The organism is Christiangramia sabulilitoris, from assembly GCF_007050985.1.
GTDB classification, from domain to species: domain Bacteria; phylum Bacteroidota; class Bacteroidia; order Flavobacteriales; family Flavobacteriaceae; genus Christiangramia; species Christiangramia sabulilitoris.
Map to the genome: position 1 here is coordinate 186571 of NZ_VHSF01000002.1, position 19949 is coordinate 206519.

13 protein-coding genes are annotated in these 19949 nt (G+C 40.0%); 9 read left to right on the forward strand and 4 right to left on the reverse strand.

Translation table 11 applies throughout. The annotated features are described in order from the left end of the window. Positions 1 to 2 precede the first annotated feature (2 nt). From FGM01_RS07300 to FGM01_RS07330, 7 genes are all read left to right on the forward strand, one after another. Entirely contained in the window at positions 3 to 1613 is a 1611-nt protein-coding gene (locus FGM01_RS07300) for a RagB/SusD family nutrient uptake outer membrane protein (protein ID WP_143410501.1), read from the forward strand. 45 nt (positions 1614 to 1658) lie between these two features. Continuing rightward, positions 1659 to 2771: a SusE domain-containing protein gene (locus FGM01_RS07305; protein WP_208012718.1), complete on the forward strand. Its 1113-nt coding sequence runs from the start codon at positions 1659 to 1661 to the stop codon at positions 2769 to 2771. A gap of 60 nt (positions 2772 to 2831) precedes the next feature. After that, the gene (locus FGM01_RS07310; protein WP_143410503.1) at positions 2832 to 6194 is read left to right on the forward strand and encodes an alpha-amylase family glycosyl hydrolase; all 3363 of its coding nucleotides are present in this window, start codon (positions 2832 to 2834) and stop codon (positions 6192 to 6194) included. Between the two features lie 3 nt (positions 6195 to 6197). Continuing rightward, on the forward strand, positions 6198 to 6911 hold the full coding sequence (locus FGM01_RS07315) for a hypothetical protein (RefSeq protein WP_143410504.1): 714 nt from the start codon (positions 6198 to 6200) through the stop codon (positions 6909 to 6911). A 693-nt stretch (positions 6912 to 7604) separates the two neighbouring features. Further along, a complete protein-coding gene (locus FGM01_RS07320) occupies positions 7605 to 10160 on the forward strand; it encodes an adenosylcobalamin-dependent ribonucleoside-diphosphate reductase (RefSeq protein WP_143410505.1) in 2556 nt (851 codons plus the stop codon). Positions 10161 to 10306: 146 nt separating this feature from the next. Next, positions 10307 to 10603: a type II toxin-antitoxin system HigB family toxin gene (locus FGM01_RS07325; RefSeq protein WP_143410506.1), complete on the forward strand. Its 297-nt coding sequence runs from the start codon at positions 10307 to 10309 to the stop codon at positions 10601 to 10603. Positions 10604 to 10614: 11 nt separating this feature from the next. Next, complete coding sequence (locus FGM01_RS07330) at positions 10615 to 10983, forward strand: helix-turn-helix domain-containing protein (RefSeq protein WP_143410507.1); 369 nt, start codon at positions 10615 to 10617, stop codon at positions 10981 to 10983. Between the two features lie 593 nt (positions 10984 to 11576). Here the strand turns inward: FGM01_RS07330 and FGM01_RS07335 are convergent. From FGM01_RS07335 to FGM01_RS07345, 3 genes are all read right to left on the reverse strand, one after another. Further along, positions 11577 to 14159 carry a cellulase family glycosylhydrolase gene (locus tag FGM01_RS07335; RefSeq protein ID WP_143410508.1) on the reverse strand — a complete coding sequence of 861 codons (2583 nt, stop codon included), beginning with the start codon at positions 14157 to 14159 and terminating at the stop codon, positions 11577 to 11579. A 17-nt stretch (positions 14160 to 14176) separates the two neighbouring features. Continuing rightward, a complete protein-coding gene (locus tag FGM01_RS07340) occupies positions 14177 to 15076 on the reverse strand; it encodes a hydroxypyruvate isomerase family protein (protein ID WP_143410509.1) in 900 nt (299 codons plus the stop codon). 76 nt (positions 15077 to 15152) lie between these two features. Further along, positions 15153 to 15857, reverse strand: a complete 705-nt coding sequence (locus FGM01_RS07345; RefSeq protein WP_143410510.1) for an NUDIX hydrolase — start codon at positions 15855 to 15857, stop codon at positions 15153 to 15155. Between the two features lie 108 nt (positions 15858 to 15965). Between FGM01_RS07345 and galK the strand changes: the two genes are divergently transcribed. After that, complete coding sequence (galK, locus tag FGM01_RS07350) at positions 15966 to 17129, forward strand: galactokinase (protein WP_243735778.1); 1164 nt, start codon at positions 15966 to 15968, stop codon at positions 17127 to 17129. Between the two features lie 4 nt (positions 17130 to 17133). Then, positions 17134 to 18174 (forward strand): UDP-glucose--hexose-1-phosphate uridylyltransferase, encoded by a 1041-nt coding sequence (locus FGM01_RS07355; protein ID WP_143410511.1) that lies wholly within the window; start codon positions 17134 to 17136, stop codon positions 18172 to 18174. Positions 18175 to 18294: 120 nt separating this feature from the next. Here the strand turns inward: FGM01_RS07355 and FGM01_RS07360 are convergent, their stop codons facing one another. Then, the gene (locus FGM01_RS07360; RefSeq protein WP_143410512.1) at positions 18295 to 19944 is read right to left on the reverse strand and encodes a solute:sodium symporter family transporter; all 1650 of its coding nucleotides are present in this window, start codon (positions 19942 to 19944) and stop codon (positions 18295 to 18297) included. Positions 19945 to 19949 lie beyond the last annotated feature (5 nt).

Here is a 19949-nt window from a genome sequence, read left to right on the forward strand (position 1 = left end):
CTATGTTTAATAAGATAAAATCAATTTTCCTGGTTTTCTTCAGCCTGACCCTTTTCTGGTCCTGCGAGAGTGAATTAGATCTTCAACCAGAAGATAATCGGGAGACAGCTGCTTCAGCTTTTGATGACCCTGAAGCTTATAAGCAGTTCCTTGCCAAGCTGTATGCCGGTTTTGCAATTAGCGGGCAGGACGGTCCTGCAGGTGACCCGGATCTTTCAGGTCTGGACGAAGGTTTCTCTCAATACATGAGATTATACTGGAAGATGCAGGAATTAACTACAGATGAAGCGGTTATTGGATGGAATGACGGTACTATTAAAGATCTTCATTCTCAAAACTGGACTTCTGGTAATGAATTTATCAGAACCATGTATTCCAGGATCATGTACCAGATTGCTCAGTCTAATGAATTTTTGAGACAGACGACTCCAGAGAAACTTGATTCCCGTGGAGTGGATGCAAGTCTTCAGTCTGAGATCGCAGTATTCAGAGCTGAAGCCAGGTTCCTTAGAGCACTAAGCTACTGGCATGCCCTTGACCTTTTTGGAAATCCTCCGTTTGTGACCGAAGAAGATGCGGTTGGAGCTTTCCTTCCAAGACAGATCAACAGCCCGGAATTATTCAGCTATATCGAAAGTGAATTACTGGCTGTAGAAAGCGAACTAAAAGCACCCCGTAGTAACGAATATGGGCGTGCAGACCAGGGAGCGCTATGGATGTTATTGTCTAAACTTTACCTGAACGCAGAAAAGTATAGCGGTACCTCACGATATAATGAAGTTGTTACTTATACAGAAAAAGTGATCAATTCAAACTACGGGCTGGTAGAAGATTACCAGAAACTATTCCTTGCAGATAATGATACAAATGGTGCACAGGATGAGATCATTTTCCCAATAACTTTTGACGGCCTTAACACACAGGCTTACGGTGGTATGACCTTTATAATTCATGCTGCTGTAGGGGGTGATATGGATCCTGATGATTTTGGTATTAATGGTGGTTGGGCAGGATTGCGAACTACTTCTGCACTAGTTAATAAATTTTTAGACGATAATGATGATCCTATTGAAGAGGTTGAAGATGACAGAGCTTTATTCTTTACTGATGGCCAGACTAAAGAGATAAACGATATATCCAGTTTTACAGATGGTTATGCCGTAACCAAATTCAAGAATGTTGATGTAAACGGTAACGCAGGGTCAGATCCTACCGGAGATTTCCCTGATACAGATTTTCCTATGTTCCGTTTAGCAGATGCATATCTTATGTATGCTGAAGCTGTATTAAGAGGTGGCGGCGGAAGCCAGGCCGATGCAGTTAGCTATGTAAACGAACTAAGAGAACGAGCATTTGGAGATACCAGTAACAATATATCTTCCGGAGATCTTACTTTAGATTTTATCATCAATGAGAGAGCCAGAGAATTATACTGGGAAGCTCACCGAAGAACAGATCTTATAAGATTCGGACAATTTTCTGACGGTGGAATATGGCCGTTCAAAGGTGGGGTACCTCAGGGTGCAACCACAGAATCATTCAGGGATCTAATGCCAATACCGGCTTCAGACCTAGGTGTGAATACCAATTTAGTACAAAATCCAGGATATTAATATAACAATAGATTAAAAATGAAAAAGCTTTCAATTTTCTTATTAATGATAATCACCTTTGCAGGATTTACTTCCTGTGAGCAGGATGATGATGTAGTATTCGTTGCTCAGCCAGATCCGGATGGGGTAATGTTTGTTAATGCTACAGCAGAATCTTATACACTTACTAATCAAACTGCCAACAACCTGGCAGAACGTTTTGTATGGAATGAAGTTGATTTTGCTGCTCCAACCACGGTAACCTATGAATTACAGGGTTCTTCAGTATCAGATTTCTCAACTTTTACTACTATAGGTACTACCGGAGACAATAATCTGGGAGTAACTGTTAGACAAATGATGAGCCTGGCGATGGAAGCAGGACTGGATAATGATCCTGAAACTGAAATGCCTAATACCGGCCAGATCTACTTTAGAGTACGTGCTTATGCAGGAACTGATGGTTCTAACGGTTTAAATGCTGTTTCTGAAGCCATGTCCCTTAATGTTATTCTTCCGGAAGCTGAAGAAGAAACAGGTCCTGAACTTCCAAAGATCTATGTAACGGGTAACTTTGCTGTTGCCAGTGGATATGAAGCAGACTGGACCCCGGAAGCAGGAATCCCTCTAGCCGCTGCCGCAGATGGCCAGACGAATTATGAAGGTTTTATCTACATGAACGTAGATACACCAAACTACAAGTTCCTGCCTACTAATGAAGGTTGGGATGGTAACTGGGGTGATGCCGGTGATGCCGATGGTGCATATACAGAAGTTTTAGAATCTCCGGGTGTGAATGCAGGTACTCCTGATGGAACTGGTGGATACTTTTTAGTGAAAGCAGATACAGAGGCCCTTACCTATTCTCTAACCGAAACTAACTGGGGAGTAATTGGTAATGCCACTCCTACAGGATGGGATTCTGATACAGATATGGTCTATGATGCCGATAACAAGATATGGACTCTAACTCTTGATCTTACTCAGCAGGAAGCACCAGATAATGGAATTAAATTCCGTGCAAACGACGCCTGGGATCTTAACATTGGTGATAATGATGCTGATGGCACCATGGAATTCAATGGTCAGAATATTGGAGTTCCGGAATCAGGAAACTATACTATTACTCTTGATCTAAGTAATCCAAGAATGTATACCTATACTCTTACCAAGAATTAGGGAATATCATAAGGTAAAGGGGCTATTTAATCATAGCCCCTTTTTTTATAAAAAAATTATATGAAAAATCAATTACTTTTTCCCTGGTTGTGCCTGTTGGGGCTGCTACAAACAGCTACAGCTCAGATACAAACAGCTACAGTAGAGGTTAACCCCCATCCTTTTGGAGAAAATGATACGGTAACCCTTACATTTTCAGATATTGATCTTAGCCAATGGGGCGTAAATGATGCCTACTTATGGGCATGGAGCTATAATAATGCAGGTGTACAACAGGATGCTCCGAATAACGGGAGCTGGGATAATTCTAATGAAGCGCATAAACTTCAGGAAGTAAATGGAAAATTAAGCATCAGCTTTAAAGTCTCTGAATTTTTTGGTCGAACCGGTATAACCAGAATTGGCTTTCTTGTAAAAGCCAAAGATGGAACGGGAGACAAAAAAACTCAGGATTTTATCGAAGATGTAGGGACATTCGAACTAACCATAAATAATCCAACTTCAGGGTTTACTTTATTAGAAAACGGGAATACTTTGTCTATTTCTGCCACATCCAGTGTAAATGCCCTTTTCGAACTATATGTTGACGGTACATTAGTAAACTCGACGAATACCCCATCACTTAACTATTCATATTCTTTAACTATTTCAGATTACAGCGAGATTACGCTAAAGGCTCTCGATGGTGACGACGTCCAGTCTAATGTATTTTATGCTGCTCCAAAAGCTGATGTGCCCGCTGCCCCGGTTCCGGCCGGTCTTAAGGACGGGATCAACTATGACCCGGCCAATCCCGGAAGGGCCACTTTTGTTTTCCATGCACCTGGAAAGCAGGTAGTACACTGGATAGGATCGCTTAATAACTGGGAAATTTCCAATGATTATCTAATGAATTATGATTCGGCTTCAGAACGCTTCTGGATTGAATTATCAGGATTACAGGCTAACAGTGATATTCTTTACCAATATAAAGTCGATTATTCCTTAGCAGTGGCAGATCCCTATTCTCACCTGATCATTGATCCCTGGAATGATCAATATATTGATGATAATACTTTTGCCGGCATCCCCTCCTACCCTACCGGTAAAACATCCAATGCCATTACCTGGTTTCAAACGAAAACCACTACCTACAACTGGGGAGATTCCGGATATGAAAAACCGGCCAAAGAAGACCTGGTTATTTATGAACTTCTACTAAGGGATTTTGATGAAGATCATTCTTACCAGGCTTTAATAGCCCGCCTGGACTACCTGGAAACACTCGGGGTTAATGCGATCGAACTTATGCCCGTTAACGAATTTGACGGTAATGAGAGCTGGGGATATAACCCATCATTCCATATGGCTACAGACAAATACTATGGTTCCCCCGAAATGCTGAAAAAACTGATCGATGAAAGTCATCAACGTGGGATTGCCGTAATAGCCGATATCGTGTTTAACCATGCGACCGGGCAAAACCCATATTTCAGGATGTATAATACCTCTAATGGAGATACCGGCGGGAGTCCATCCAGTGATAACCCGTTTTTCAACCAGTCTGCTAAACATGCCTATTCGGTATTTTATGATTTTAATCATCAATATCAGGGCACCCAGGATTACGTGAAAAGGATTGTCCAGTATTGGATCGAAGAATTCAAATTTGACGGTTTCAGATGGGACCTTACCAAAGGATTTACACAAAATTGCACTTCCAATGATGAAGGTTGTACCGGTTCTTACCAGGCAGACAGAGTGGAACTTCTTAAAAAATACGCAGATTTCCAGTGGGCCGTAGATGATGATTCCTATGTGATCTTTGAGCATTTGGGAGGAAATAATGAAGAAAGCGAATGGGCTAATTACCGCCTTGATGAAGGTAAAGGTATCATGCTATGGAGTAATTTGAACGGTCCGTATAGCGAAGCCGCTATGGGTTATAATGATAACAGAAAATCTGATTTTGAATGGGCCTCCTATAAGAACCGTGGCTGGGAAGAACCCCGTAATGTGGTTTATATGGAAAGTCATGATGAAGAAAGACTTATGTTCCGCGCTTTGGAATACGGAAACTCGTCTGGTAGTTATTCAACAAAAACATTGGGAACTGCTCTGGACAGAATGGGTCTGGATGCAGCCTTTTTCTTTACCATACCGGGTCCTAAAATGATCTGGCAATTTGGTGAATTAGGTTATGACTTTTCTATAGATTACAACGGAAGGATTGGGAATAAACCGATTCGCTGGGACTACTTTAATGACCCGGACAGGAAAGACCTTTACGAAACCTATTCTAAACTGATCGCCCTGCGTAACTCTGAAGTTATTTTTGATACTGATGATTTCACAATTAATGCGGGTAATTCTAACGGAATTAAAACTATTCACCTGAATACTTCTGCACCTGGTAATATCTCAAATATGTTGATAGTAGGTAATTTTGGAGTTACCTCCAAATCTGTCCAGGTTGAGTTCCAGAAAACCGGTGTATGGTATGACCTCTTTAATAATAATAAGAAGAAAACGATTAGCGAAACAACCACGACACTAACGTTGCAACCCGGAGAATGGCACATTTATGCAGACCAGCCTTCGGAGCTTTTCCCTAACGATAATTTTCCCGATGCAGACGAGGATGGTGTACCAGATTCTGATGATAATTGCCCGGAAACTCCATTAGGAGATACCGTAAATCTCGAAGGCTGTACTGTATTCACCTTACCTGCTGATGCTTTTAGCGTAAAATCTGTTGGTTCAAGTTGCAATGGTGAGAATAATGGAAAAATTGAAATAAGTACTTCAGTTCAGGATCATACCTACCTCGTTTCTATGAATGGGGAAGATCCTATTAAATTGAATACCGGTAACGGTCATTCCGCAAGTTTTCTTGATCTGGCGCCTGGCATTTATAATATCTGCATAAAAGTAGAGGGCCGGGATGATTTTGAACGATGCTACGAAATACAGATCACCGAACCAGAAACTTTTACTACCAGTACTGTGGTTAACCAGGCCAGGAACCAGGTCACTCTCAAACTGGATGGTGCTGAGACCTACTATATTAATTTAAACGAAAAGTTCTATGTCACTACAGAATCTGAATTTCAACTGGATCTTGAAAGTGGTTCAAACCGAATCTCGGTAAGCACAGATCTGGATTGTCAGGGTAGTTATTTCGAGGAAATATTTGTAAGTGAAGAGGTAGCGTATTATCCAAATCCTACAAAAGGTTACCTACAGGTATATGTCTCTGGAACAGATTCCAAGGTAAAGGTTGAAATATTTGGAAGTACCGGTAACCTACTCTCCCAGAAATCTATGGAAGTATTCGAGAACAGAGTGATTAAACTTGATATCAATTATCGAAGCTCTGGTCTTTATATGGTTCGCATTAAAGGAGAAACGGTAGATAAAACATTTAAAGTGATTAAAGAATAAAAGATGAAAAAGATATTGGCTATATATGTATTAGGATTTTTATTGATCACCTCCTGTGACAGTGATTCTCCTCCGGCTCCCACACCCGAACCGGATGTAAAAGCCCCATCAGAAGCGAATTTAAGCTTACCTGAAAACAATAAAGAATGCGAACAGGGTGAGATAAACGGAAATAATGCCGTTGTAGAATTTCGCTGGCAAGCCTCGGCAGATACAGATAACTATGATTTGAAGGTTACTAATTTAGACAGTAATGTTAATACGGTAAAAGCCGGTCTCACCTCAACGGTAGCTGAAGTAAGCCTTGAAAGAGGACATCCTTACTCATGGCAGGTTACCTCAAAAAACAGTGGGGCTATATCGAACAATTCCAGTACATGGCGATTTTACCTGGCAGGTGATGGAGAATCCAACTTTGCACCATTCCCGTCAAATGCTGTATCTCCAACGCCGGGAGCAACTGTAAATCCAGACAATGGCAAGGTATCCTTAATATGGGAAGATGTTCAGGATCCAGATGGTGATTCAGTTACTTACACTATATATGTGGATACTACCGACGGTTATCAAACAACTAAGCCAGAATGGAGCAACATTTCCGGGACAAGTTTAGAGATATCTGTTGAGACAAATACAGTTTATTACTGGCGAGTATTATCCAGCGATGGAAATAATTCAGCATCCACAGGTGTTTTCACCTTTAAAACATCCGGATAAGTTTTAAAAAAGGTTTTTATAAATTTTGTATACACTTCTAATTGAAGCAGTTAAATCTAAATTTTATGTAAACTAAGATCGGCCGGACAGGCTGAACGAAAAAGTTTTTTAATAAAGCTTGAAAATGCTTGCTATAATTAGAAAGAAAAGAAATATTATCTATATTAGCTTCCCTTACAGCAGTATGCTTGCTGTAAACTAAAATTGAAATATGTAGCCCTTTAATTTAAGATGCTGCTAAAAATATAACCCTACCTCCTTTTGGAAATGGAGTGGATCAAAAATGGTAACCATTTTGGAATAATCAACATTGGTCTGTCAAGGATAAACACTTTTATTTTTGGATTTTCATAGGTGTTAATTCAAGGAAGGCTCCGCTATCAGCGGGGCCTCTTTTTTTTCTGAATTTTTAGTTCCACAACATAATATACTGAAGAAATTTTTCTACTTTTAAAGTTCTTCGTTAGTATATTTCCCGTATTCCATATTTGCGAACACATATTCAAATAAGAAAAAATAAATTTTCATTATTTGTCAACTTTTCATTGTTAGTAAATTTTTATTACATTGAAAATCAGCTTATTAACAGTTTTTATTTGATAACTTTTTCTAAAGGAATTGTTAATAGTCTCATTTCTTTGTTTAGTTTTATACCACTCTAAAACAGAATTCTAACCTAAAAATCTCATTTATATGCCTGTAGAAGAAAAACCCGTTGTTCCACAAACCTACACCCAGGATCAGGCTTATGAAGCATCCCTGAAATATTTCAAAGGCGATGATCTGGCCGCCAGAGTTTGGGTAAATAAATATGCCCTTAAAGACTCCGATGGAAATATCTATGAACTTACTCCAGATGATATGCACAGACGTATCGCCAGGGAAATTTCCAGGGTAGAAAAGAAATACCCTAATCCAATGAGCGAGGATGAAGTTTTTGACCTTATCAAAAATTTTAAATACATCGTGCCCCAGGGAAGTCCAATGGCAGGAATTGGCAACCCTTACCAGGTAGGGTCCCTATCCAACTGTTTTGTGATTGGGAACAATGGTGATTCAGACTCTTATGGCGGGATCATGAAGATCGACCAGGAGCAGGTACAGTTAATGAAGCGCCGGGGCGGAGTTGGTCATGACCTTTCGCACATTAGACCCAAGAGTTCTGCCGTAAAGAATTCGGCTTTAACCTCTACGGGAATTGTTCCTTTTATGGAGCGTTATTCCAACTCTACCAGGGAAGTTGCCCAGGATGGCAGACGTGGAGCTTTGATGCTTTCTGTATCCATTAATCACCCGGATGCTGAAGATTTTATCGATGCTAAAATGGAACAGGGGAAAGTGACCGGCGCCAATGTTTCGGTTAGAATTGATGATGAATTTATGAAAGCTGTCAAAAACGACAGTAATTACACTCAAAAATACCCGGTATTTAGCGAGAAGCCTAAATTCCAGAAAGATATTGAAGCGAACAAGCTTTGGAAAAAGATTGTTCACAACGCATGGAAATCGGCTGAACCCGGAATTCTTTTCTGGGACACTGTGATCAACGAATCTGTACCAGATTGTTATGCAGATCTTGGATACAAAACGGTTTCTACGAACCCGTGTGGTGAGATCCCGCTTTGTCCCTATGACTCATGTCGTCTTCTTGCGATCAACCTTTATTCTTATGTAGAAGATCCATTTACAGATAAGGCTAAATTCAATTTTGAGCTGTTTAAGAAACATATCGGGGCTGCACAAAGGATCATGGATGATATCATTGATCTTGAATTGGAAAAGATCGATAATATCCTTGCCAAAATAGATTCAGACCCTGAAAATGAAGAGATCAAAGCTGTAGAGAAAAACCTATGGTTAAATATCCGTCAGAAAGCATATGAAGGTCGTAGAACCGGAATCGGCATCACTGCTGAAGGTGATATGCTGGCCGGGCTCGGCATTAAATATGGTAGCAAGGAAGGGATAGACTTTTCTGTAGATATCCACAAGAATATCGCTTTAGCGGCTTACAGGGCTTCTGTTGATACCGCTAAAGAAAGAGGAGCATTCTCTATTTTCGATTCAGAAAGAGAAAAGAACAATCCTTTTATCCTGAGACTTAAGGAAGCTGATGAAAAGCTTTATTACGATATGCTGGAATATGGAAGAAGAAACATTGCTCTTCTTACCATCGCTCCTACCGGGACTACCAGTTTAATGACCCAGACAACCTCAGGTATCGAGCCTGTTTTCCTCCCCGTTTATAAGCGCAGAAGAAAAGTGAATCCAAATGATAAGAATGCGAGAGTAGATTTCGTTGACGAAGTTGGGGATTCATGGGAAGAATATGTGGTTTTCCACCACCGTTTCAAGGAATGGATGAGTGCAAAAGGATATGATACCGATAAAAATTACAGCCAGGAAGAACTGGATAAACTTGTAAAATTATCTCCATATTACCAGGCTACTTCCAACGATGTAGACTGGCTTAGTAAAGTACAAATGCAGGGAGCAGTGCAAAAATGGATCGACCATTCTATTAGTGTGACCATTAATCTGCCGAATGATGTAAGTGAAGATCTGGTTGGCAAACTATATCTTGAAGCCTGGGAAGCCGGTTGCAAGGGAGTAACTGTTTACCGTGATGGTTCAAGATCTGGAGTACTTATTTCCAACGAAGAGAAAAAAGACGAAGAGGCTGAGGAAACCGGTGGATCCTTCCCTCTTAAAAGACCGGAAGTATTAACTGCAGATGTTGTGCGTTTCCAGAATAATAAGGACAAATGGATCGCCTTTATAGGACTTGTAGATGGTCGCCCTTATGAGATCTTTACAGGTTTCGCCGATGATGAAGAAGGAATTCTTATCCCACGCTGGGTTAATGAAGGATATATCATCAAGGCCAGAAATGATGACGGAACTTCGCGTTACGATTTCCAGTATGAGAATAAGCGTGGATACAAAACTACCATCGAGGGTCTTTCGCATAAGTTCAATCCGGAGTTCTGGAACTACGCGAAACTTATCTCCAGTACGCTTCGTCATGGTATGTCTATAGATAACGTGGTAGACCTCATTAACAGCCTTCAGCTTGATAGTGAATCTATCAACACCTGGAAGAATGGTGTGGTAAGAGCTCTTAAGCGCTATATCGCAGACGGTACTGTTGCTAAAAAGGAAAAGTGCAGCAATTGTAGCTCTTCAAATCTTATCTATCAGGAAGGATGCTTAACCTGTAAGGATTGTGGTTCTTCCAAGTGTGGTTAAATTACTGATATAACTTCTAAAAAAGGTCCTGGCATTTAGCGGGACCTTTTTTGTTGTGGTAATTATTGTTAGAATATTTTAAAAAGTATTCTACGGCAAGTTCTAAAATAGAGAACTTTAATTATCTTTGTTCTAGATTTTTTAGAATGAAAAGAATAGTTTCAAAAAAGACATTAAGAGAATTCTGGGAGAAACATTCTGATTCAGAACAGTATTTAAAAACCTGGTACGAAACAGCTAAAACTGCCAATTGGAATTCTCCGAATGATTTAAAGAAAACTTATATAAATGCCAGCATTTTAAAAGATAGTAGAGTCGTTTTCAACATAAAAGGAAACTCATATAGACTAATCGTAAAATTTAATTACGATAGACAATGGGCCTTTATAAGATTTGTTGGAACACACGCAGAATATGATAAAATAGATGCTGAAACAATTTAAAAATTAGAGTTATGAATATTAAACCTTTAAAAAATGAACAAGATTACGACAAAGCTTTAGAAAGGCTTGAGGTAATATTTGATGCTCCAGCTAATTCACCAGAAGGAGACGAGGCAGAAATTCTCTCAATGTTAATAGATAATTACGAAAATGAAAATTATCCTATAGAAGCTCCAGATCCAATTGAAGCTATCAAAATCAGGATGGAGGAAATGAACCTAAAACAAAAAGATTTAGTTGGTATAATTGGCGGAAAAAGCAGAGTTTCAGAAATCTTGAATAAAAAGAAAAGATTGACCGTAGACATGATTAGAGAATTGGAAAGAATTCTACACATCTCTGCTTCAGTATTGGTAACGAATTACCAGTTATCGAAGTAAAGAAATAGCAAATAATAATGGTTCATTACTAATAAGAGGCACCATTATTAAGATACAAATTAACCTGACCAACAATCCAATTCTAAGCCGACTCCAGATTCATCGAGATATCTCCCTTTTTTGGCCAACTGGCGATAACCTAGATCGATAAATCGTTCTGATAATCCTCAAACTACATTCGTATCAACGACCATAGACCCTGAAATAAATTCAGAGTGACGGTGACTTTTTTCGTCATGCTGAAGTAGTTTCAGCATCTTATCAATCATCAAAATCTTAACTACCTGGGAAGTAAGAAATCTAACCCAAAAACATACTTTCTATCATTCAATGCGAAACGTAGTAAAGCGAAAAACCTTAAAACAACAATACCCTACCTAAAACTGGAGATTCCTCCTATCGTCGGAACGACAGCCGATTCGTACAGAGCGAAACGTAGTGAAGAGAAGAATCTTTACAAAAATAACTTTATTCTTTCCAGTGGAGATTCCTCCTGCCGTCGGAATGACAACCATTTGTCATTCAGAGCGAAGCGCAGTGTAGCGAAGAATCTCTTGCAGATTGATTATTGCTCATTGATCATTGTTACTGTATTATTGAATCCTCACACTTCTGATGCCAACAGCATGCGGCTGCTGAAGTTGCTCCTCTTCTAATCCCGGTCCTATGGAAAACTGGATCGCTTCTACCTCCTCCATTTTTAGACCACCTTTATAGGAATGATCAAAGTAATAAGGCAGAAATCCGGGATATGGTCGCGGCAACGTAACCGTTCTTACCGGTTCGAGATCTTTAAGATCGACCTTTATTTCCTGTAATTCTTCTGAAAGTTCAATGGTCTTTCCAAAGGCCGCTCCGTTTCTCATTATCAAAGCTACCTGGATTTTACCAGAGGCATCTGCCAGGCTTCTCGCCTCAAGAATCAGTTTATTTTTATCTGATATTGATCTTGCTTGCAGTTTATCTAAAAAGTTATACCTGAAGGAATAATCGTCAACAGGATCTGCATGCAGGTTTTCAATATCCTCCTCGAATAACTTATCCATTCTAACCTGGAATTCCGCTTCATTAGGACCTACCGGGACTACATTATTCCCCCTGTTCCATCCCCTTACTACATTACCTGAATCTGTGGCCGCGTTAAAAAGATTGACCGGAATTCCTTGATCCAGAATAGCAGTTTCAAATTGCAGATCTGAATGGAAGTCCCAGTCGTCAGGGCTACCTTTTACTCCTCCTGGAAAAGTAAAATTTCCAGCGGTGGTAGAAACGATGATCCTGTATTTCAGGAAACCATTGTTCAGCATACTTTCGGGCACTTGTGCAGAATAATCATAATTGTTTTCGGCTTGCAATTCTATAGACTCATAATTATTCCCATTCTGTAACCAGGCTTCAACTTTAGTGACAGGATCTTTAGAAACCAAGGTCGCTTTGATCCTGATAGGTGTGCCCTCTGTAATTGTGGTCCCCGGTTCGTGAACCAGGTAGGTCTTGTCTACCGTGCTTTTCTGCGCCTCGAAGACTGACAGGTCGTAATTTTTATCGTGATCGTACGCGGAAATTTCAAATTCTATCCCTTCAGCTTTCAGCAAATATGTGCCTGGAGCGACTTCAAATTGTTTTCCTTGCGCCTGGATCGAAGTATTATTTCCTTCATTTAATCCTGAAACCTCGAAATTTTCAGCCAGGTCTTTAAGGTGCAGCTCCATCTTATTTTCTTTCCAGCTAATCACCGAAACAGTTTTCTCCAGACTATTGCTGCCAAACGGATTTCTAATAAGAATTGGGTCTGGCATTACTTCTAACCTCCATACTCCATCTTCCAGTTTATCCAGGAAATAAGCACCTTTACCTTCATACTTTGCAATTTCAGAATTTCCATGTCCCGCGATTTGCATTAATTCAGAAACCTGCTTTGGTTCAACTCCAGTTGAATTCGTGTAAATAAATTTTTCTCCGGAATTATAAGTGGCAACATCGCCTTGATAACTGATCTTAAAATCCCCAAATTCAAGATTTTCAGGATAAGTTCCAAGATCCTCATTCATAGGAACCTTATGAAAGATCTCTGAAGCGATCATCAGCGCCAGCGCCTTGTGCGGAGTATAATTCAGGTTCATATAATGCGTATTGTACTCGGTATTGGCATAGGCTAGAAACGTTGGATCATAGGCAAAATGTGTTGCCAGCTGTATTCCGGCTTCCCTGAAACTCCTCGCCATTGCCGGATACATATAAGATCTATTCACATCTGCTGCATCGAACTCATACACCAGTTTGGCCTTATTATTTTCTTCGATAACACCGTCAAACGGAATATTATAATCATTCACATTTGGCAAAAGATTACCCTGCAATTCCTTCTGAAAACCAAGCCCCGTGGGATACCACTGGAAGGTTCCCCCATCTATTTCTGAAGTGAAATAAGTTTCGGTAAGATGTACGCTATGGCTCACATTATAAAAGATCGGCTTTTTCGTACCGGTACTTCTCATCGCCCTAACCATTTTATTGATGAACGATTTCACCTCCTCTGGAGTCCCGCGGTGATGCGGTTCATTACTGATCTCAAAGGCAATCAGATTCGGTTCGTTCTTATAGGCAACACCAGTGTAAGGGTTCACATGCTCAAGAAACTGACTCAGATAATTCTCCTGTGCCTTGATGGCTTCAGGATCGATAAGACTATTTTCTTTTCCATATTTGTTGGAAAATCCCGGAGTATCTTCATCAGGCTCGGGCCAGCCGTTTCCCCAGTAGGCAATGGGGGTGATCACATAATTGATGTCGCGCTTCTTTAATTCGTTCAGCAAATAATCGAAGGCCTCTAAATGCTCATTTTCGATCAGATTTCCCTTTTCATCACTTATTTCGGTATCCCAGACATGAAGGCGGTACAGGTCAAAGTTCAACCGGGTGAAATGATAGATATCCTTATTCATTTCAGCTTTGATATCTAAACCTTTCTTTTCTGCCGATCTATAAGCATGTGCAAAGGGCGAAGAATAATTTACCCCGAAACCATGAACTTCTTCGTCGTTATGACCCCATCTCATGATGCCGGAATCATCTACATAAACATCTCCCTTTTGTTGATTTTGTGCGCTTAATCCGGTTAGAGCCATGATTAAACTAAGAGTCCAAAGGTAAAAATTCAATTTTAGTTTTGTCATTCGAGGTGAGTATTCAATTAAATATCACAGATCTGTATGCCTTCACGAAGAGCCGCTAGCTTATCATCATAAGTTGGAATAAATTCCTGAGCTACAAATCCGTCAAACCCGGTAGCATGAATAGCTTCCATAATGGCGGGATAATTCAATTCCTGGGAATCATTTATCTCGTTCCTGCCGGGCACTCCCCCGGTATGATAATGATTTATGTATTGGTAATTTTCCCGGATGGTTCTAATCACATCCCCTTCCATGATCTGCATATGATAAATATCGTAGAGCAGTTTAAAGTTAGGTTTGTTCAGCCTTTTAGCCAGTTTCACTCCCCAATCTGTGTGATCGCACATATAATCTTTGTGGTCTACTTTACTGTTGAGCAGTTCCATGACCAGATTTACATTTAGTTCCCGGGCATAGTCCAGTAAAGGAGTAAGGCCTTTTACACAATTGGTAATTCCAGTCGCCTCGTCCATCCCATTTCGATTTCCCGAAAAGCAAATGACATTCCTGATTTTACGTTCCGAAGCCTTTTTAATAAGACCTCTATACTTTTCCTGAAGGACAGCGTGATTCTTCAGATCGTTAAAACCTTCGGTTATACTGGCAAATACATCTGTAGCCATAGTACACACCAGGCCTTCTTTTTCTACGGTATCCCATTCAGATGGCTTTAAAAGATCAATGCCCTTTAGTCCCATTTTCGCACAGGCTTTGGCAAACTTTTCAAGCGGGATATCTTGGTAACACCACCTGCAAACCGAATGGTTAATTTTTCCCGAAATGGAATAAGGAATCCATACCTCAGTCTTTGAATTTAGTTCTGAGGCAAAAACACCTGAAATACCGGGAACACTTAGAATCCCTGCACCCAGGCTAAGATTCTTAAGCAATTTTCTTCTGTTCAATCGATCTGCCATGGCATATATTTTTCTAAAATTAAGAATAAATGTAAATATTACAATTATTATTCAGAAAAATAATACCAGGTAAAGATCAGGCTATTTCGAAGTTGTATCCCGATTTTAAAAGTTTCTGATAATTCTCGTAATTGAATTTGTATAAAAAGGCGCCTCTTTTACTTGTGGACTTATCTTTCTCGTCCAGTTTTTCCAAGACATTAAATGAAAAAACCTTTTTCCTGAAATTTCTTGGGTCGAGTTCTTTCTGGTAGATCGCTTCGTATAATAACTGTAGCTGCGGGATGGTGAATTTCTCCGGCAGTAATTCGAATCCAATGGGCTGATACCTGGCATTTTGCCTTAATTGTCTTAACGCGTCCTGTACCATAAGATCATGATCCAGAATTAAAGCAGGCAGATCATCAATTTCGAACCATTTAGCACCATGTTCTTCTACTACCTGTTCATTATAATCATCGATCCTGATCAAAGCATATTGGGCTACTGAAATACAGCGATAACCGGGATCCCTGTCCTTTTTGCCATAACTTTTTAATTGCTGCATAAATACATTCTCGAGCCCGGTAGCTTCATGCAATACCCTTTGTCCTGCTACCTCAAGGTCTTCGTCCAGCCGAACAAAACTCCCTATCAGGGACCACTCTCCGCTTAAAGGTTCTACTTTCCTCTTAAATACCAGAAGTTTTAATTTACCTTGGTGTAAACCGAAAATGATACAATCTGTGGCCACATACATTTTCTCTTTCACCTGATAGAAATCCGGGGTATTTTGAGTCATTTTTAAATTTAAATTTTGATAAAGATAGAGATTTCAAAATTTTTCAAAAATCATATTAAATGTATATTTTACATTTATTACCTTTGAGTTGATATCAAAAAAAATATTTTGAAGAATATCACATCTTTTACTAAAAAACCTAAGGATCATGAGAACAATGATTTCGAACTCATAGTATTCTCACCGGGCCGTATCAACCTTATTGGGGAGCATACAGACTACAACAACGGTTTTGTGATGCCTACTGCAATCGACAAGAAGATCATCCTAAAGTTTAAGAAGAATGGAACGAAAGACTTCTGCCGAATCTTTAGTAAAACCTTTCAAAAAGGATTTGAATTTCACCTGGATAAAACTATAGAAAAAGGCAAGGGTTGGGAAAATTATATACTTGGTGTGGTACAGGAGATCATCAGTAATGATCTAAAACCTGAAGGTTTTGACTGCCTTATCGAAAGCAAATTACCGGTGGGTGCCGGCATAAGCTCCTCTGCAGCCCTGGAATGTGGTGTCGCCAGTGGAATTAACGCTCTTTTTGATCTGGGACTAACCGATCTCGAGATCGTGAAATTGTCTCAAAAGGCTGAAAATGAATTCGTAGGATCCAACTGCGGAATCATGGATCAGTTCGCCTCGGTTATGAGCAGGAAAGGAACAATTATAAAACTTGATTGTCTAAATCTTGAACCTGAATATATTCCTGCAGATTTCAAAAACTGTAAATTATTATTGTTGAATACCAATGTTTCTCATAACCTGGCCGACAGCGACTATAATTCACGGCGTGAAGAATGTGAAACGGCCGTGAAGATCATTCAGAACGAATTTCCTGAAATAGCATCCCTAAGGGATGTTAACTTTGAAATACTGAAGAATTTCAAAAATAAACTCTCTGCGAAGATGTATGATCGCTGTCTGTACGTTCTTAAGGAAAATGAGCGCGTTTTAGCTGCGGCCAATGAACTTAAGTCTGGTAACCTGAAAAGCTTCGGAGAGCTCATGTATGCTTCTCACGAAGGTCTTCAAAATCAATATGAAGTTAGTTGTAAAGAGTTGGATTTCCTGGTAGATCATTCCAGGAATAAAGATTTCATTTACGGCTCCCGTATGATGGGCGGCGGTTTTGGTGGCTGTACCATCAACCTTATTGAAGAAGATCGAATAGATTCCTATATCCAGGAAGTTTCAGAAGCATATTTACAGGAATTCAATATCAAACTGGATGCGATTAGTGTGCTACCAGACCAGGGCACTCAGATTTTGAAAAATTAATACCATGAATAGCGAGCTGAATAATATTCCGCATAAAAGATATAATATACTTACCGGGGAATGGATCCTGGTTTCCCCGCATAGAACTAAAAGACCATGGCAGGGAAAAACCGAAGAAAATAAATCTCATAAAAAAGAAACTTATGATCCATCCTGCTATTTGTGCCCAGGAAATACGCGGGCAAGCGGAGAAACAAATCCAGACTATAAAGAACCCTATTCGTTCATAAACGATTTTTCATCCTTACTCCCAGATTCACCTGAGATAAATTTCCAGGAAGGTTTGCTAAAGGCGGAAAGCGAAAGAGGTATCTGCAAAGTGGTCTGCTTTTCTCCAGATCATTCGCATACTTTACCACTCATGGAAGTTGAAGATATCACCAGGGTTGTACAGACCTGGAAAAAAGAATATCTGGAATTAGGCGCGGAAGAGGATATAAACTATGTGCAGATCTTTGAAAACAAAGGGGCGATCATGGGTTGCAGCAACCCACATCCTCACGGACAGATCTGGTCACAATCTTCCATACCTACCGAGATCCTGAAAAAATCTTCAAAATTCAGGGAATACTGGGAGCAGCATAAGAAAAGTATTTTATCAGATTATTTAGAGCAGGAACTCGAAGCCGGTGAAAGGATCCTGGATGAAAATGAGCATTTTGTAAGCCTTATTCCTTACTGGGCGGTCTGGCCTTTTGAAGCGATGATCATCCCGAAAAGACATCTTCAGCATATTGGCCAGTTAAATGAAGCCGAAGAAGAAGCATATGCCGAGATCATTAAAAAACTCACTATTAAATATGATAATCTTTTTGAGACCTTTTTCCCCTACTCTTCAGGAATTCACCAGATTCCAACAGACGGGAAAGATTATCCAGAATGGCATTTTCATATGAGCTTTTACCCGCCATTACTTAGATCTGCTACCGTAAAAAAATTCATGGTCGGCTATGAAATGTTCGCAGGACCACAACGGGATATCACAGCAGAGCAGGCAGCTGCCAGGTTGAACGATTTATCGCCAATACATTATTCCTTACAGTAAAAAAGAATTCATAATTTTCAGGGATATACTAGAACATCCAGCCAGGTTATACCAATTAAACATAAAAAAACCGGGATTTTAGATTACCCGGTTTTTTAATCTTACTATATTTTAAGTTGACTATGCGAAATATGCATAGATCCCGATCACAATTACTATGATCATAACTCCTACTGGTTTAACGTATTTCCATGGCTTAATATCCACCTGCTTGGTATGCTCCTGTAAATAAGGCACCTCTCTGGGCCATATCTTTCCAATAATCAACATAATTGCAACATTCAGAACAAATAGGATCGCCATCACGTCTAAGAAGTGAGGATAGGCACTCGCTTCTACCGCGGCTAGTTCTGCAACCCCGGACACCCCGTTAGCCTTAGCATCTGCAACGGCCTGATCCTGGAAATATGGCTGCAGCACGAATTGGCTGATTATATATAAAACAGAACCAGAAACCACCCCAATTTTAGCTGCGATCGCAGGTACAAATCTGGTTAAATAACCAACCACAATGATCGTAAGGATTGGAATACTGTAAATACCATTCACCTCCTGTAAATAAGCAAAAAGACTACCCGCATCTGCAATAAATGGAGCGATGAACATCGCAGCGATCGCCAAAAATGTTCCGAATATCTTACCATATTTTACTACTGTTTTCTCTGTCGCTTCCTTATTTATATGTTGCTTGTAAATATCGATCCCAAAAAGTGTGACCGAACTGTTAAGTACACTATTAAATGAACTTAGTATCGCTCCAAAAATTACTGCGGCAAAGAAACCTATCAGGGTACTTGGCATTACTCTGTTCACTAATAATGGATAAGCTTCATCGGCATTTTCAAGATCTGCTCCAAAAATATGGAAGGCAATGATTCCCGGTAACACAACGATAATTGGACCTAAAATTTTAATAAATGAAGCAAGCATTAAACCTTTCTGACCTTCTTTCAGGTTCTTTGCGGCCAGGGCTCGCTGGATGATCTGTTGATTAGTACCCCAGTAAAATAACTGTACCAGCATCATCCCTGTAAATAGAGTATGGAATGGTACCGGGCTGGTTTCTGCTCCCATAGACTGAAATTTCTCAGGGTTAGATTCCATTAACGTAGTAATACCTTCAAAGAAATTTCCGTCGCCTATGATGATCAATCCAAAGATTGGTACAAGAACACCTCCTACTAGAAGGCCAATTGCATTAATACTATCAGAAACTGCTACCGCTTTTAAACCTCCAAAAACGGCGTATATAGAACCTACAATTCCAATTCCCCAAACACAGATCTTTATGGCGGCATCATCTGATACATTTAACAGGGAAGGCACATCAAACATACCGCTGATAGCGACAGACCCCGAATACAGGATAATTGGCAATAATACAACCACGTAGCCGGTTAGGAACAGGGCTGATGTTATTGTCTTGGTGGTAACATCATAACGCTCTGCCAGAAATTGAGGCACTGTAGTAAGTCCGCCCTTGAGATATCTGGGCAGTAAAAAAATTGCCGTTACGACAATCGCAATTGCGGCCAGGGTTTCCCAGGCCATAACAGACAGGCCATTGGCATAAGAACTTCCGTTTAGTCCAACGATCTGTTCTGTAGAAAGGTTTGTTAATAATAAGGATCCGGCAATTACCCCGGCTGTAAGACTCCTACCCCCCAAAAAATAACCGTCACTGGTAGATTCATCTGTTTTTCTGGTAGCGAAGTAGGCAATTATGGCAACAAGCACCGTAAAGCCCACAAAAGATAGAATTCCAATCATAATGT